The organism is Beijerinckia indica subsp. indica ATCC 9039 (assembly GCF_000019845.1).
Lineage (GTDB): Bacteria > Pseudomonadota > Alphaproteobacteria > Rhizobiales > Beijerinckiaceae > Beijerinckia > Beijerinckia indica.
Map to the genome: position 1 here is coordinate 830684 of NC_010581.1, position 15566 is coordinate 846249.

At 58.9% G+C, this 15566-nt stretch carries 13 protein-coding genes; 5 read left to right on the plus strand and 8 right to left on the minus strand.

Features of this window, described 5'->3' with window-relative positions; all coding sequences use genetic code 11:
- Positions 1 to 29 precede the first annotated feature (29 nt).
- The 7 genes from BIND_RS03785 to BIND_RS03815 all read right to left on the minus strand — a co-directional run bounded on the left by BIND_RS03785 (position 30) and on the right by BIND_RS03815 (position 7771).
- Complete coding sequence (locus BIND_RS03785) at positions 30 to 593, minus strand: F0F1 ATP synthase subunit B family protein (RefSeq protein WP_012383748.1); 564 nt, start codon at positions 591 to 593, stop codon at positions 30 to 32.
- 122 nt (positions 594 to 715) lie between these two features.
- Complete coding sequence (locus BIND_RS03790) at positions 716 to 946, minus strand: F0F1 ATP synthase subunit C (RefSeq protein WP_012383749.1); 231 nt, start codon at positions 944 to 946, stop codon at positions 716 to 718.
- A gap of 56 nt (positions 947 to 1002) precedes the next feature.
- Positions 1003 to 1764: a F0F1 ATP synthase subunit A gene (locus BIND_RS03795; protein WP_012383750.1), complete on the minus strand. Its 762-nt coding sequence runs from the start codon at positions 1762 to 1764 to the stop codon at positions 1003 to 1005.
- Between the two features lie 189 nt (positions 1765 to 1953).
- Complete coding sequence (locus tag BIND_RS03800; protein WP_012383751.1) at positions 1954 to 2325, minus strand: AtpZ/AtpI family protein; 372 nt, start codon at positions 2323 to 2325, stop codon at positions 1954 to 1956.
- Positions 2326 to 2528: 203 nt separating this feature from the next.
- Entirely contained in the window at positions 2529 to 5981 is a 3453-nt protein-coding gene (gene smc, locus BIND_RS03805) for a chromosome segregation protein SMC (protein ID WP_012383752.1), read from the minus strand.
- 95 nt (positions 5982 to 6076) lie between these two features.
- Complete coding sequence (locus tag BIND_RS03810) at positions 6077 to 6754, minus strand: DsbA family protein (RefSeq protein WP_012383753.1); 678 nt, start codon at positions 6752 to 6754, stop codon at positions 6077 to 6079.
- Between the two features lie 501 nt (positions 6755 to 7255).
- The gene (locus tag BIND_RS03815; RefSeq protein ID WP_012383754.1) at positions 7256 to 7771 is read right to left on the minus strand and encodes a DUF721 domain-containing protein; all 516 of its coding nucleotides are present in this window, start codon (positions 7769 to 7771) and stop codon (positions 7256 to 7258) included.
- 277 nt (positions 7772 to 8048) lie between these two features.
- Here BIND_RS03815 and mutY point away from each other — a divergent pair, with 277 nt between their 5' ends.
- The gene (mutY, locus tag BIND_RS03820; protein WP_012383755.1) at positions 8049 to 9200 is read left to right on the plus strand and encodes an A/G-specific adenine glycosylase; all 1152 of its coding nucleotides are present in this window, start codon (positions 8049 to 8051) and stop codon (positions 9198 to 9200) included.
- Positions 9161 to 9430, plus strand: a complete 270-nt coding sequence (locus tag BIND_RS03825; RefSeq protein WP_012383756.1) for an Imm74 family immunity protein — start codon at positions 9161 to 9163, stop codon at positions 9428 to 9430. Before mutY ends, BIND_RS03825 begins: the two co-directional genes overlap by 40 nt.
- Before the next feature lie 262 nt (positions 9431 to 9692).
- Here the strand turns inward: BIND_RS03825 and BIND_RS03830 are convergent, their stop codons facing one another.
- Complete coding sequence (locus BIND_RS03830; RefSeq protein WP_012383757.1) at positions 9693 to 10880, minus strand: site-specific DNA-methyltransferase; 1188 nt, start codon at positions 10878 to 10880, stop codon at positions 9693 to 9695.
- Positions 10881 to 11243: 363 nt separating this feature from the next.
- Here BIND_RS03830 and BIND_RS03835 point away from each other — a divergent pair, with 363 nt between their 5' ends.
- From BIND_RS03835 to BIND_RS03845, 3 genes are all read left to right on the plus strand, one after another.
- Complete coding sequence (locus BIND_RS03835) at positions 11244 to 12632, plus strand: class II 3-deoxy-7-phosphoheptulonate synthase (protein ID WP_012383758.1); 1389 nt, start codon at positions 11244 to 11246, stop codon at positions 12630 to 12632.
- Between the two features lie 86 nt (positions 12633 to 12718).
- Positions 12719 to 13507 (plus strand): DODA-type extradiol aromatic ring-opening family dioxygenase, encoded by a 789-nt coding sequence (locus tag BIND_RS03840; RefSeq protein ID WP_012383759.1) that lies wholly within the window; start codon positions 12719 to 12721, stop codon positions 13505 to 13507.
- Positions 13508 to 13862: 355 nt separating this feature from the next.
- Positions 13863 to 15536, plus strand: a complete 1674-nt coding sequence (locus BIND_RS03845) for an NAD+ synthase (protein ID WP_012383760.1) — start codon at positions 13863 to 13865, stop codon at positions 15534 to 15536.
- Positions 15537 to 15566 lie beyond the last annotated feature (30 nt).

Consider the following 15566-nt stretch of genomic DNA (forward strand, 5'->3'; position numbering starts at 1 on the left):
TCATTTCATTCGCGCAACTTCGGCTGGGTTTAGGCCTTGGCTTTGAGCGCAGCGGTGAGTTTTTTCGCGTCGGGCGCCTTGCCAGTGAATTGCTGCACGATGGCGCTGGCGGCTTCCTGGGCAATGGCGGTGACATTGCTCATCGCGGCGGCCTTGGTTTCGGTAATACGAGCCTCGGCGGCAGTGAGCTTGGCGGCGAGTTCGGCTTCCACCGCATGCTGCTTCGCATCGGATTCAGCACGCAACTTGGCTTGGTTCTCCTGAGCCAAAGCAATTGCCTTGGCCTTGGCGTCGGCAATGGTCTTCTCCTGCAAGGCGGCCGCTTCCTTGGCCTGAGCATGCAAGGCTGTGGCCTCATGCATGTCCGAGCGGAGCTTTTCATTGCGCGTGTGCAGAATGCCGCCGATCCGGGGAAGGACCAGTTTCGACATCAGGGCGTAGAGGAGAAGGAAGGAAATCGCCAGCCAGATGAGAAGGGGCGCGAAATTCGACGAGTCGAAGGGGGGGAAGGGTTCTCCCTGTCCTTCATGGGGCACGCCCGTGCTTGTCGTGTGTTGGTCGGCACTTTCGTGTTCGGCGCGCTCTTGGGCCATGGCGATATCCTAATCAGAAATCCGGGTACTTCTCTCGGAAGCTTCATGGATGGACAGCCGAGGAGAAGGAAGCAGCGGAGCATGCCGGTGACCGGCATGCTCCGCAAGGTCTTGATCGGATCTTACTTCATCACGAAGAGGAGTAGAATGGCGACGAGGAAGGAGAAAATCCCCAGACCTTCGGCAAGAGCCGCGCCGATGAACGCGCGACCAAACTGCGCATCGGAAGCGGTGGGATTGCGCAAGGCGCCAGACAGGAAGCTGGCGAAGATGATCGCCACGCCGATGGCGGCGGCGCCCATGCCAATAACGGTAAAGCCCGCGCCGAGATATTTTGCTGCCAGGGGATCCATTGAAAACTCCTAAGGGGACGATGAAAGGGCAACTTATTGTTGTTACAGATCTTTATTCAGTGGCCCGGATGAACCGCGTCGTTCAGATAGACGCAGGTAAGGATGGTGAACACATAGGCTTGCAGGAAGGCGACAAGCAGTTCGAAGGCGGTGAAGATAACGACCATGGCCAATGGCAGCGGCGCGACCAGCGCATAGACGGAGCCGGCGCCGAGCAGGCCGGCGACGAAGCCGCCCATGACCTTCAGGGTGATGTGGCCCGCGAGCATATTGGCGAAAAGACGAATGGAGAGGCTGATCGGGCGGGAGATGAAGGAAATCACCTCGATCATGATCATGAAAGGCAGCAGCAGGGGCGAAACACCGGACGGCGCGAAAATGCCGAGAAAATGCGTGCCGTGCTTGATAAGGCCATAGATGACGACCGTGCCGATGACGATCATTGCGAGACCGAAAGTGACAGCGATCTGGCTGGTGACCGTGAACGTATACGGGACAAGGCCGATCAGATTCGCCAGGAAGACGAACATGAAGATCGAGAAGACGAAGGGGAAGAACCGCATGCCGTCCCGACCAGAGGAGAGCTGGAGGGTCGAGGCAATGAATTCATAAGAGACTTCGGCAATCGATTGCAGCCGTCCCGGCACCAAGCTGTGATTGCGCGTGCCCGCGAGCAGCACCAGGCTCGCCAGGGCGACGATCACCAGCATGAAAAAGGCGGCATTGGTAAACGACACATCCGTGCCGAGAAAATGCAGGGGTATGATCCGGTCGATGTGGAATTGATGAATTGGATCAATTTCGTGTGGTTCCGCCATCTCATGTCCCCTGGGCATGTTCGGGGAAAGCGTTCGGCTTTCCGAAAATGCGTAAAATCAACATTCTCCAACACGTCTCCCGACAAAGTGACGGGTTCCGCCCTGGACTTCGGCATCTTGCGACACCATAACTAAACCGTAGCTCATTCTAGAGCAGTCCCATGGTCATCGAAGGATGACCATGATGTATCAGATCAGCCTATCGCGCGATCCCTTGGCAGGCATGGCGATGCGATAGACATTCCAAAAAGCCGCCGCCGTCCCGAACCCCAGGAAGACGATGAGCAGGATCGGTGAGGTCCCGAACCATGCATCGAATTGCCAGCCGAGGACGCCACCGACGATGATGGCCGCGACAAATTCGGTAAGAACCCGAAAGCCGAGACTCATCGCTTGGCCCATGGTTCGTTGGGCCTTTTCGGCGGCATCTTCCTGCTTTCGGGCGCTTTCTGCTCCAGATTGAGCATCAAGCGCATTCGATAAGCGTTCGAGCCTTGCGCGCAGGGCTTCGTCCTTGCCGGCTTCCTGGCCATTATCATGGCCGTCACCTTGACTTTGCACCGGAATTCCTCCCGCCCTCTCGAAGGGACACGAGAAACCTATAAAGCCGCCCCTCGCAAAAAGCGAGTAGAGTGGCCTAAAGCGACCGGGCGCAAAGAGACAAATAACCGCAAGCCTTTGCGAGCGAGCGGACCATATTGACCGATTTTTCCCCTGTCAAGATTTAGCCTTGAACGGAGCCGGATCGTTCCTATGGAATTGGGTTATGCGGTTTCCAGGAAACGCTCGGCCTCTTCGAGGTTTACCGAGACAAGTTGGCTGACGCCGCGTTCCACCATGGTGACGCCGAACAGGCGGTTCATCCGCGCCATCGTGATCGGATTATGCGTGATGGTGATGAATCGCGTTTCGGTCTTGCGACTCATATGGTCGAGCAGATTGCAGAATCGCTCGACATTGGCGTCGTCGAGCGGGGCATCGACCTCGTCGAGCACGCAGATCGGGGCGGGATTGGTCAGAAAAATCGCGAAGATCAGCGAAAGAGCGGTAAGCGCCTGCTCGCCGCCCGAGAGCAGGGTCATCACCTGCGGCTTTTTGCCAGGTGGACGGGCCAGAATCTCAAGCCCCGCCTCGAGCGGATCGGCGGCCTCGATCAATTGCAATTCGGCCCAGCCACCGTCGAACAAGGTTGTGAACAAATCCTTAAAATGCGTCTGGACGCGGTCGAAAGCTGCCTTGAGCCTTTCGCGACCCTCCTTATTGAGGTTGGCGATCGCCTCATGCAATTGCTGAATGGCGCCGCTCAAATCACTCCGTTCCTCGTCGAGGCTCTGGCGTGATTGCTCGATCGCATTCAATTCGAGATCGGCGCGCAGATTGACGGCGCCGAGCTTCTCGCGCTCGCGTTTCGCCGTTTCGAGCCTTTTTTCGACGACGGAGGGGGCCGGCGGCTCTACACCGGGTTCCAGGCCAGCGCGCACGGGCAAAGCCTCGACAGGGCAATCGAGATCCTGGGCGATCATATGCAGCACAGTCTCGCAGCGCGCGCGGGCGGCCTCGAGACGCGTCTCGGCCCGTGCTTGTTCGGCGCGCGCCGCGCCCAAGGCTTCGAGCGCCGCATGAGCGGCCTTTTCGGCTTCGGCGAGTGTCTTTTCCGCCGCCACACGGTCCTTGGTCGCCTGTTTGGCCACATGCTCGCTCACAGCGATCTCGTCCTGGATCTGCTTGCGCCGCTGCTGGAATGTATCTGGTGCCTCAATCAGCACCGCGAGTTCCGCCCGCGCCTCGCCGAGACGGGTCTTGAAGGCGGCGATCTGGCCCGCCGCGCCGCCGGCGCGCGCCTGCCAGGATTGCTGTTCGTCATGCAAGGCGCGTTGCCGCTCGCCACGCGTCTGCCGCTCGCGCAAGAGCGCGTTCAAGGCCGTGCGCGTCTCGATCATGGCCGCGCGGCGCGTGGCTGCCTCGAGCCTGGCGGTTTCGACGCGGCCATGCAGATCAGCGGCAATGTCGAGCCCCGCGAAATCCTGTTCCGCGCGTTCCAGCCGCGCATTGGTTTCGGCCTGATCAGCGGCAAGACGGATCTTGGTGTCCTGCAGGCCTTGGATGCGCGCGTAGGTCTGAGCTTCACGCGTTTCAGCAGCCGCCTGGCGCTGGCGCACAGCATCACGTGCGGCAAGCATGGTCTTGAACTGTTGGCGCGCCTCGCGTTCAGCCTCGGCCGCGAGGGCAAGGGCTTCTTGCGCCGCTTCCACGTCCTCGCGCAGAATATCGGCGGTCTGCCGCGCCGCCTCGGCGGTCTTGGTCAGATCGGCGAGCCGATTCTTTTCGACGAGCCGGCGAGCCGCTGGGGTTGGCGCCTCGGCCGCTTGGACGAAACCGTCCCAGCGCCACAGATCGCCTTCCTGCGAGACCAGTCTTTGGCCGGGCACCAGCAAGGCCCGCAGGGCAGCGCCCTCCGAGCGCAGGACGACACCGATCTGGTCGAGGCTCCGCTGCAAGGCTGGGGGCGCCTCGACATAGGCGGACAAGGGTTTCACGCCCGGCGGCAAGGAAGGGTCGCCCTTGGCCTCGCTCAAGGCCCAATGCGCGGGGGCGGAAGGATTGGTCGAGGCTTCGAGATCGTCACCCAAGGCCGCGCCAAGGGCTGCTTCATAACCCTTTGTGACGCTGATCGATTCCGTTACCGCCGGCCAGAAACCACCCGTGCCGGAGGCCAGCAATTTGGTGAGCGTCGCCACTTCGGTAGCGAGAACCTGGGCCTTGCGTTCGGCCTCGGCGAGAGGGGCGCGCAACTGGATATCGGCCTCGCGCGCCGAGCCATGGGCTTTTTCCGCTTGGGATTGCCGCGTTTCAGCGGCGTGGAACGCCGCCTCGGCTTCCTCGAGCTCCCGCCGCAGCGCCGCGGTCTCTTCTCCTAGGGCAGCTTCGCCGCCGAGTTCTTCCCATTCCCGCGTGACCTTGTCGATTTCCGCCGAGAGACGCGCGAGCCTGCGGCCTTCCTCTCGAACGGCGGCCTCCAATGTCGTGCGCCGGGCTTCCATGCCGGCGCGCAAATCTTGAACCTCAGTCAAGGCCGCTTCCGATTGCGCCAGGATGGCTTCGGCTTCGATCAGCCGATTGCGTGTCTCGCGCTCCTCCGCCGCGCCATCGCCGAGCATGGCCAGTTGGCGGGCTTCCTCTTCGAGTTTCGCCAGAACCGCTGCAGCATCTTCGATAAGCGCGGTTTCGCGCGTGAGATCGCCTTCCATTTCCGCAATGCGGCGTTCGAGTTCAGCACGGCGCAGCTTGGAGCGCTTTTCTTCCGCTTCCAGAGCATTACGCCGGCCAATGGCCTGTTGCAGGGCTCCCGCCGCGGCGGTTTCCGTCTCACGCAAGGGCGGCAGGGCATGGGCGGCGATGCCCTGCTGACGCGCCGTTTCTCCCTGAATGCCGACCTGATCGGCGAGAGCGAAACGGGAGGTCTCGAACCCCGTTTCGGCCTGGCTCAGCGCCTGCGTGGCCTGTTGGTAGCTAATGAAGGCGAGCAGCGCTTCATCGCGTTCGATCTCTCCTGCCAGTGCCCGGTAGCGGATCGCCTGTTTGGCCTGGCGTTTCAGACCCTCGGCCTGGGAATCGATCTGCCTGACGACATCATCGAGGCGGCTGAGATTCTCTTCCGCCGCCTTGAGGCGCGTCTCGGCCTCCTGCCGGCGGGAATGCAGCCCGGCTATGCCCGCGGCTTCCTCGAGAATGCGGCGGCGGGCCTGCGGCTTGGCGGAAATCAATTCGCCGATCTGGCCTTGGCGTACCAGGGCTGGTGACTTCGCCCCGGTCGAAGCGTCGGCGAAAAGAAGTTGCACATCCTTGGCACGGACCTCGCGGCCATTGATCCGATAGACCGAGCCCGAGGCGCGCTCGATGCAGCGGGTAACCTCGATCGCCGGGCAATCCTGGAAGGCCACGGGCGCGCTGCCGTCGCTATTGTCGAGGACCAGGCTGACTTCGGCCTGATCGCGCGCCGGCCTTTCGCCGCTGCCGGAAAAGATGACGTCATCCATGCCCGAGGCGCGCATGGCCTTGAACGAATTCTCGCCCATGACCCAACGCATAGCCTCGACAAGATTGGATTTGCCGCAGCCGTTCGGCCCGACAATACCGGTCAGGCCGGGTTCGATCAGGAAATCCGTGGCATCGACGAAGGTTTTAAAGCCGGAAATGTGCAGCTTGGTGAATTTCATCGGAGTGCGCGCCAGCCTGTAAGCTCAAGCGATAATATCGCTTGAAGCGGGAACAAGGGGTTAAAATGGTTGGAGACCGGCGCCACGGAGCTGTCTCAGCCTTTCAGCAAAGGCTGCAGCAAGGCGTCGAGTGCATCAGGTGAAATTTCGCCGTTCTGTTTCTTGCCGTTGATGAAAAAGGTTGGTGTCGCGTTGACGTTGAATTTTTCCGCCGCCTGATCGCGCACCTTGTTCACTTTATCAAACAGGTCTTGATCCTTCAGGCAGGCCTCGAAACGGTCCTGGCCTATACCCGTCTGCTTGACGAGAGCGGCCAGTGCCTCGAGCGGCTTATCGACGAAAGCCCAGTTCTTCTGTTGCGCGAACAGGAGATCGACCATCGCCTCGCGTTTGTCGGGCCCGGCGCAGCGGGCGAGCATGAAGCCGGCGGTGGCGAGTGGATCCAGGGGAAATTCGCGCAGGATGAAGCGAACTTTGCCGGTATCGATATATTTGCTCTTGAGCACCGGATAGGTCTCGGCATGGAAAGCGGCGCAATGCGAGCAGGTCATCGAGGCATATTCGACGATGGTGATCGGCGCTTGCTCAGATCCGAGCGCAATGTCGGGCAGGGCCTGGGGAGCCATCAATTGATCGGTAGGAATCGATGTGCCTTGCGCCGTCGCGTGACTTGCCGCAAGGGGGGCGAGCGCCAGGCTGAGAGCGAGCGCCGTGAAAAGGCTGCGGCGCGAGAAGGCCAGGGGGGAGATCATCGAAGGGGTCGGCAAAGTCATGGAACGATCCGTTGCGGCAAGTGAAAGCGCACGTGCAAAACGCGAATGCAGGGCGCGAATAGACAGGCGAGTGCGAGTGCGAATGATGGAGCCTTCCCTTAAACGATCAGCGTCAGCTTGAAAGGGGGGAGGCAGGGCAAGCCCATGCCCGTCGGTCTCGATCGAATCACTTCAAGATCGTTATGACCGATGGTTGCCTCATCCCCGAACTTTTCCCCATGCTTGAACCGCATGTCTTTCGAAGAGACAGTTCATAAAACACAGTGACTTACGATCAAGGAGCCGGTTTGTTCATGCCGGCTGACATATTTGGAGAAAGAGCGTCCGACTCAAATTCTGGTCAAAATTCGTCGGTTTTTTTGGCCGCAAGGACGCCAAGCGCAGCCCATTCTCACAAACCTTTTAGAATATTCCGCCCGCTGTTTGAAACCGTGTTTTGCCTAAAAGCGCAGCAATTAACTCGAAATTGGGCATTTCCTGGCGCAGTGATGCCGGCAAGCCTCACTGATCTTCTTTTGCTTGGCGGAGAATGGATGCGCCAAGCCTCGTTAGGGCCTGCCGGAGTTTTGTATCCGCAATACCTTGTACAACGCTTGCGGCTTGCCGCAAAGTTTCGGGTCCAGGGGCGCCGCGCGGCGTCTTGCGTTGCGGGGGGCGCGGCAAAGGTCCCTGTTGCATCACGAGTTTGGCGATGCAGTTCCAGCCAAGATGGGCATTGACCCTTTCGATGAGGACACTTGTCTCATGCTGCAAATCGAGAGCGAAGGCGGAATCGACGCGCAGGACCAGGGTCGCTTGACCCGCCCCGCCAAAGCCATCGAAGTCCATGCCGGCTTTCTGGCGGGCCGGCCATTGCAGCTTGATGGGCCGCGCCATGCAGGCCAGTCTTTCGCCGACAATATCGTCCCAATAAAGAATGAGATCGCTCTCGCCGAATCCTTGTTTGTTCATGAGCGGCCGCAAAGAGCCGCCGACGAGATCGGCGAGGGGTTGTTGGCGAGGAAAAGGTTTGCGCATGGTCTTTTAGATCTAAAATGCTGGGAGCGCCCTCGAAACCTTTGGTGCGCGAGCGACTTTGTCAATAATACACTGTTCTATAGGGTCTGGAATGTTCAAGGGCGCCAGCGGTCATGCAAGGATGAGCGTTGGGATCCTCTCGAATGTTCATGATGTCTCTGAAAGGACGAACATTCGAGACTGCAACCGGGAGGCCCCCGTGAGGCTCCCATTGTGTCTCTTGGCGTAAGGCGGCGAATGGGCAAGGGAGCATGCGAGGGAGCATGACGGAGTGAAAATGGAGCCGCCCTTGACGGGCTATTCCCTGTCGGAGCCATCCGTTTCGCGGGCCTTGCTCGCCTGGTATGACGCGCATCGCCGTGATCTGCCCTGGCGCGCCAAACCGGGCGAACAGGCTGATCCCTATGCCGTTTGGCTCTCCGAGATCATGTTGCAGCAGACTACGGTCACGGCAGTCAAACCTTATTATGCGACTTTTCTTGGCCAATGGCCGCGTCTCGAAGATTTGGCCGCCGCCCCGCTCGACGCGGTTTTGCGGCAATGGGCTGGGCTCGGTTATTATTCGCGGGCGCGTAACCTTCATGCTTGCGCCATTATGGTCATGCAGCGCCATGGCGGTGTTTTTCCCGCCGAGGAATCTCTTCTCAGGGCTTTGCCAGGGATCGGCGCCTATACCGCGGCGGCTATTGCCGCCATCGCCCATGGCCGCCGCGCCGTGGTTGTTGACGGTAATGTCGAGCGGGTCATCAGCCGGCTCTTCGCGATAGAGAGTCCTTTGCCGGAAGCAAAGGCGGTGATTCGCGCCGAAACGGATCGGTTGACACCCAACGAGCGGGCTGGTGATTTCGCCCAGGCGATGATGGATCTCGGCTCGATGATCTGCACACCCCGGCAGCCGCAATGCCTGCTGTGTCCATTGGCGGCGTTCTGTGTCGCGAAAGCAGAAGGCCGCGCGGGTGAATTTCCTATCAAGGCGCCGAAGCGGGAAAAACCCATCCGCCATGGCGTGGCCTTTTTTCTGCGGCGCGGCGATGGCGCCGTTCTTCTCACCCGGCGCCCGGCGCGTGGTCTTCTTGGCGGCATGATGGAAATTCCAGGCGGTGCATGGAACGAAACGCCCGACCTAGAACCCTTGCGCCTGGCACCCGTCGCGGCCGATTGGCAAAGGCTGGAGGGTGAAGTGACGCATGTCTTCACCCATTTCGCATTGCGGCTGAGTGTCTATGCGGCGAAAGCGCCATCCACCCTCAAAGTCCCCGATGGGTGCCGCTTCGTCGCCGAAGAAGATCTCGACGCCGAGGCGCTGCCGAGCCTGATGCGCAAAGCGGTTGCAGCCGGGCGGGCCTTTTTCGCAGACAAACAGGAACGAGCAGGCGAGAGGAAGAAGCGATGGCCAAACGGCGAGGCCCGGAACTCAAGGTCGAACTGACGGAAGGTGCCGTCAGGATCATCAAGGGAGAAAAAATCCTGACCCTGGTGCGGGCGGATTGCCCACCCGGGGAAGAAGATCCCGCCGATTTCATCATCTTTCTCGATGATATCACGTGTTGGGACGCGCCTCATGACTCGGTGGAGATCGAGATCGATGAAGTGCAAACCATCGTCCAGGCGATCGAAGGCGCTTTTGACGAACATGGGCTCCGTGTCGCTTTTGAGTAAAGCCATCGCTTTTGAAATGGAGCTGACGTGTTTAAAGACGCCGAAACACGTCACTAGATGCGCGAGATCCTTGGCTTGCATGGACCGAGCGACCAGAAGCCATGACACAATCTTCTTGCGCGATTTTTACGGCCTCTTTGTAGCGCAAGCAGGCAATTGGTGACAAAGCCACGCGCAGGGAGCTGACCAACCGCATTGTATCCACCACGGATGATTGTGTGGCTCGACCGGTGATCAGTTCGACGCCGGGAATACAGGGCGGCTACACCGGTTCCTTGCCGCTTTCGCGTAATTGAATACGGAGCCGGTCGAGCGGATGTTTCTGTCCGTCCCGCTGGAAATGCCAGAAAGTCCAGCCGTTGCAGGCTGGCAGGCCCTGGACCAAAGCGCCGATCTTGTGGATCGAGCCGATGATGGGACCAACCGCGAGTGTTCCATCGGCCCGGACAACGGCCTCGTGTCTGCCTTTCTCGTCGGTCAGGGTTTCCCCTGCCGCAAGCAGGCCGGACTCGATCAAGGTCATAAAGGGAATGCGTGGCTCGGTTCTTTTATTGGGAAAGGACGCGATCGCCTCCGAGGGCAGGGGGTCGATCGCGGCGATGCGGGCCTTGGCCGCTGCCGCATAGCCGGCCTCGCGCTCAATGCCGATGAAGGAGCGGCCGAGTTTTTTGGCGACCGCTCCCGTCGTGCCAGTGCCGAAAAAGGGATCGAGCACGACATCGCCGGGATTGGTGGTGGCGAGCAGAATGCGGGAAAGGAGATTTTCCGGTTTTTGCGTCGGATGTGTCTTGCGTCCGGCCTCGTTCTTGAGGCGTTCGCCGCCCGAGCAGATCGGCAAGAGCCAATCTGAGCGCACCTGATGATCTTCATTGCCGGCTTTCAGTGCGTCGTAATGGAAGGTGTAATTCTTCACATCCGCGCTTTTAGCGGCCCAGATCATTGTTTCATGCGCATTGGTGAAACGGCGGCCACGAAAATTCGGCATGGGATTGGATTTGCGCCAGATGATATCGTTCAGGATCCAAAAACCTTGATCCTGAAGAATTGTCCCGACGCGGAAAATATTGTGATAAGAGCCAATGACGAACAAAGTCGCATGGCGCTTCATGACGCGGCGTACGGCGGCGAGCCATTCATGCGTGAACCGGTCATAATCGGCGAAACTGTCGAATTTGTCCCAAGCATCGTCGACCGCATCGACCTGGCTCTGGTCTGGACGCAGGATCTTGCCTTCGAGTTGAAGATTATAAGGCGGATCGGCGAAAACCAGATCCACGCTTTCGGCAGGCAGCCGATTGAGTTTCTCGACACAATCCCCGAGCAGGATCTGATCGAGGGGAAGAGGATTTTCGACAGGGGAGAGGCAGGGGCGGTTAGCCGTCGAAATCCCGGTACGCAGTACCTCGATCCGGGATTTCGAGCGGACCACACCAGCACGTTCAATGGGCATGTAGAGAAAACCGCTAACGCAACTGACCTTCGAACTTTTCCCTGTTTCTGGTAAAGGCGGCGTTTAACGCATTAGATAAAGTTCGTCTCTTTTTTGAACGATAGTGTAAAGAGAAGGTAAATTCGCTCAGGCACTTGCTGGCCCTTTCCTCTTCTTATGCGATCCCGCAACATCAAAAATGGACGCGGCAAGGCGGCTTGGTGTAAAGAAGACGGCTCAAAGTTCGCATTGGGCTGATGTCCATGCCTGAGCTTTGCTTTTAATGTCGTGCGGACCTCAGCACTGGTCCGAATTGGTCTCATGGAGAGATGGATCATCGTTCACCGCCAAGGAGCAGATGATCTGACAGGGAGTTTTGCCATCATGGCCGTCGAAAGCTGGTCGCCTGCGAGTTGGAGAAATAAGCCGATCGTGCAGGTGCCCGAATTTACCGACGCGGCGAAACTCGCCGATGTCGAGGGCCAGCTCGCCGGTTTCCCTCCCCTCGTCTTCGCCGGCGAGGCGCGCAAGCTCAAGAGCCTGCTTGGCAAGGTTGCCGATGGGGAAGCTTTTCTCCTGCAGGGCGGCGATTGCGCGGAAAGCTTCGCCGAGCATCATGCCGATAATATTCGCGATTTCTTCCGGGTCTTTTTGCAAATGGCTGTGGTCGCGACCTTCGCCGCCGCTTTGCCGGTCGTGAAAGTCGGGCGCATCGCCGGCCAGTTTGCCAAGCCGCGTTCAGCGCCCAATGAAAAGGTTGGCGACGTCGAATTGCCGAGCTATCGCGGCGATATCGTCAATGACATTGCCTTTGACAGCGCGGCGCGCGAACCAGATCCCGTGCGCCAGCTCATGGCCTATCGGCAATCGGCGGCGACCTTGAACCTGTTGCGCGCCTTCGCGACCGGTGGCTATGCCAATCTGGAAAATGCGCATCGCTGGATGCTTGGCTTCGTCTCTGATAGTCCTCAGTCGGCCCGCTACCAGGAATTGGCCGACCGGATCACTGAGACGCTCGGTTTCATGCGGGCGATCGGCCTTGATCCGGAATCCCATCATGAATTGCGGCAGACGGATTTCTTCACCTCGCATGAGGCCTTGCTGCTTGGCTATGAAGAAGCCCTGACCCGCATCGATTCGACGAGCGGTGATTATTATGCGACCTCGGGCCATATGCTCTGGATTGGCGATAGGACCCGCGATCCGGGCCAGGCGCATGTGGAATATGCCCGTGGCGTGAAAAATCCGATCGGCCTCAAATGCGGCCCTTCGCTGAAGCCCGACGATCTTCTGCGCCTGATCGATCTGCTCAATCCTGCGAACGAGGCAGGGCGGCTCACCTTGATCTGCCGTTTCGGTGCCGACAAGATCGGCGATCACCTGCCAGCCTTGATCCGCGCTGTGCAACAGGAAGGGCGACGCGTTGTCTGGTCCTGCGATCCCATGCATGGCAACACGATCAAGGCGGCGTCCGGTTTCAAGACGAGGCCTTTCGAAAAGATCATGAGCGAGATCCGCAGCTTCTTCGCGGTGCACCGGGCCGAGGGCACCTATGCCGGCGGCGTTCATCTCGAAATGACCGGCAAGAACGTCACCGAATGCACGGGCGGCGCGCGGGCCATCACCGATGCCGATCTGCATGATCGTTATCACACTTATTGCGATCCGCGCCTCAATGCGGAACAGTCGATCGAGGTGGCGTTCCTGGTGGCCGAATTGCTTAAGGAAGAGCGGATTGGACGCGGCCAGCGTCTCATCCATGCGGCCGAATAAAATTTCTCACTCGTCGATCCCAATGGCGTCAAAGCGCGAAAGCTGATTATTCGCGCTTTGACTCCGTTCAACTTGCGAAATTCGATATGCCTGTTTTTCCCACGCTTTTTCTTTCGCATGGAGCGCCCGATTTCTCGCTTCATGCGAGCCCCGCAAGAGACTTTCTCCAGACTTTTGGCGAAAAGCTCGGCAAGCCGCAGGCAATTTTGATCCTGAGCTCGCATTATGACATGGCGCAACCCTCGTTCAGCGCCGACGAAAAGCCTGGGATGCTCTATGATTTTGAGGGCTATCCCGAAGAAGTCAGCAAGATCGATTATCCGGCTCCGGGCCTTCCGCAATTGGCGACAATCGCCGCGACCCTGGTCGAACAATCCGGTTTGCCGACGCAGGAAATCATTGGGCGAGGGTTCGACCAAGGTGCCTGGGGGCCTCTCAGTCTGCTTTATCCGGGCGCTGATATTCCTGTCGTCGAAGCGGCGATTCAATCGGAAGAAGGTGCTGGGCACCATTTCGTGCTCGGCCGCTGCCTGGCGCCCTTGCGTCAGCATGGGGTTTTGATCATCGGCTCCGGCCATCTCAACGCCCCGAACGAGGTTTTGGAAAGCAGCGACCCCGCCGCGCCACCGCAGACACCCGACTGGGTTACGGAATTTGGGGAATGGGTGAGGGAGAAAGCTGAACTGGGAGACTTCGATACGCTCGTCGATTACAAGGCTTTCGCTCCGCATTCCGCACGCAATCATCCTGAGCCCGATCATTTTATGCCCTTTCCTTTCGCTCTCGGCGCGGCGGGGGAGGGTGCGAAAGGACGACGCGTGCATCATTCCGTGCAACAGGGCACTTTGCTGATGGATGTTTATCTTTTCGAATAGGGATCACGACCTATCGTGATCCAGGAGGTCCGGCGGAAAGCCGCCGCCCCGCCGCCGTGGGGCCAGCATGAGAGTGAAAGAGGTCACCACGTCCTGGGTGTTTTGAGAACATTTTCTGTTTCAAGGGATCAGGAAATGTTCTCTATCTCTTTGTTTTACCTATTGTCTTGACACGAAGCAAAGACGCTTCGGCGGAAAATATTCTAGCGTATCAGACCCAAAAATGGCTCCCCCTTTTGGGACCAATCTGATGCGTTTACAGAAAGAGAGAGCATCGGGCAGGATTCAATTTGAAAGTCCGATGCTCTAGAGCATTCTCAAGCAAGTCCCGAGATTGGAAGAGGAGCCGGCAGGCATGAGCGACACGCGTCCAGTGGATCGCCTCGTCATCGCGCTCGCGCAGATCAATTCGACAGTCGGTGATATCGACGGCAATCTCGCCCGTATTCGAGAGGCACGCGCCAAGGCGCACGGCTTCGGCGCTGATCTCGTCATGTTTTCTGAGCTCTTCATCTCCGGCTATCCCCCGGAGGATCTGGTTCTGAAACCCAGCTTTCAGGACGCCTGCCGCGTCGCTTGTGAAAATCTTGCCCGCGAGACGGCGGATGGTGGCCCAGCCATTCTCGTTGGCTTGCCCTGGGGCGAATTGGGCGCCTGCTATAATGCTTATGCGCTGCTCGCTCATGGCCGGATTGAAGCCATGAGGTTCAAGGTCGATTTGCCGAATTATGGCGTTTTCGACGAAAAGCGCGTTTTCCGTGCGGGTCCCTTGCAGGGGCCCATTATCTTCAAGGGCGTGCGTATCGGCATTCCGATCTGCGAGGATATTTGGGGACCTGATCCCGTCGAATGCATTGCCGAAACGGGTGGTGAAATCCTGCTCGTGCCGAATGGCTCGCCTTATTGGGAATCGAAGAGCAGCGAGCGTTTGTCAGTCGTCAAGGCACGGATCAGTGAGACCCATCTGCCTTTGATCTATCTGAACCAGCTCGGCGGTCAGGACGAATTAGTCTTTGATGGCGCCACTTTCGCGTTAAACGCGGATGGAACACTCGCCTGCCAGTTGCCGGCTTTCGAGGCCATTATCGCCAAAACCGTCTGGGAACGCCGGGGCGATACATTCGTCTGCGTCGAGGCACCGAAGACACAAGTGATTGAGGGTGACGACGCGGATTACACGGCCTGTATGCTGGGCCTGCGGGATTATGTCGAAAAAATCGGTTTTCCTGGTGTCGTGCTGGGCCTCTCTGGCGGTGTCGATTCCGCGCTTTGCGCGGCGCTCGCTGTCGATGCCCTGGGGCGTGAGAAGGTTCATGCCGTCATGCTGCCCTATCGTTACACCTCCCAGGAATCCTTGATCGATGCCAAGGCCTGCGCCACAGCGCTTGGTTTGCGTTATGATATCGTACCCATTGCGCCCGCGGTTGAAGGTTTCGAGACGTTGCTCGCGCCGATGTTCGCCGGTACGGCGCCGGGGTTGACGGAGGAAAATCTGCAGAGCCGTACACGTGGCACAGTGCTGATGTCGATCTCCAATAAATTTGGCTCCATGCTGGTCACGACGGGTAACAAGTCGGAAATGTCGGTGGGCTATGCGACGATCTATGGCGACATGAACGGCGGCTTCAATCCGATCAAGGATATTTACAAAACGCAGGTGTTTCGCCTTTGTCATTTGCGCAATCGCTGGAAGCCAAAGGGTGCGCTCGGACCTGACGGTGAAGTCATTCCGTATAATATTATCGTCAAGCCGCCATCCGCCGAATTGCGCGAAAATCAGAAGGATCAGGATTCACTGCCTCCTTATGACATCCTCGATGGGATCCTCGAAGGTCTCGTCGAGAAGGATCAAGGCGTCGCGGATCTGGTCGCTGCGGGTTATGAGGAACCCACAATACGCCGGGTGGAGCGCCTTCTTTACCTGGCGGAATATAAAAGGCGGCAATCGGCGCCGGGCGTAAAGGTGACGCGCCGCAATTTCGGGCGGGACCGCCGCTATCCGATCGTCAATGGTTTCCGGGATCGGTAGAAAGCTTGGGCATGATACCGGAAAGCGGTC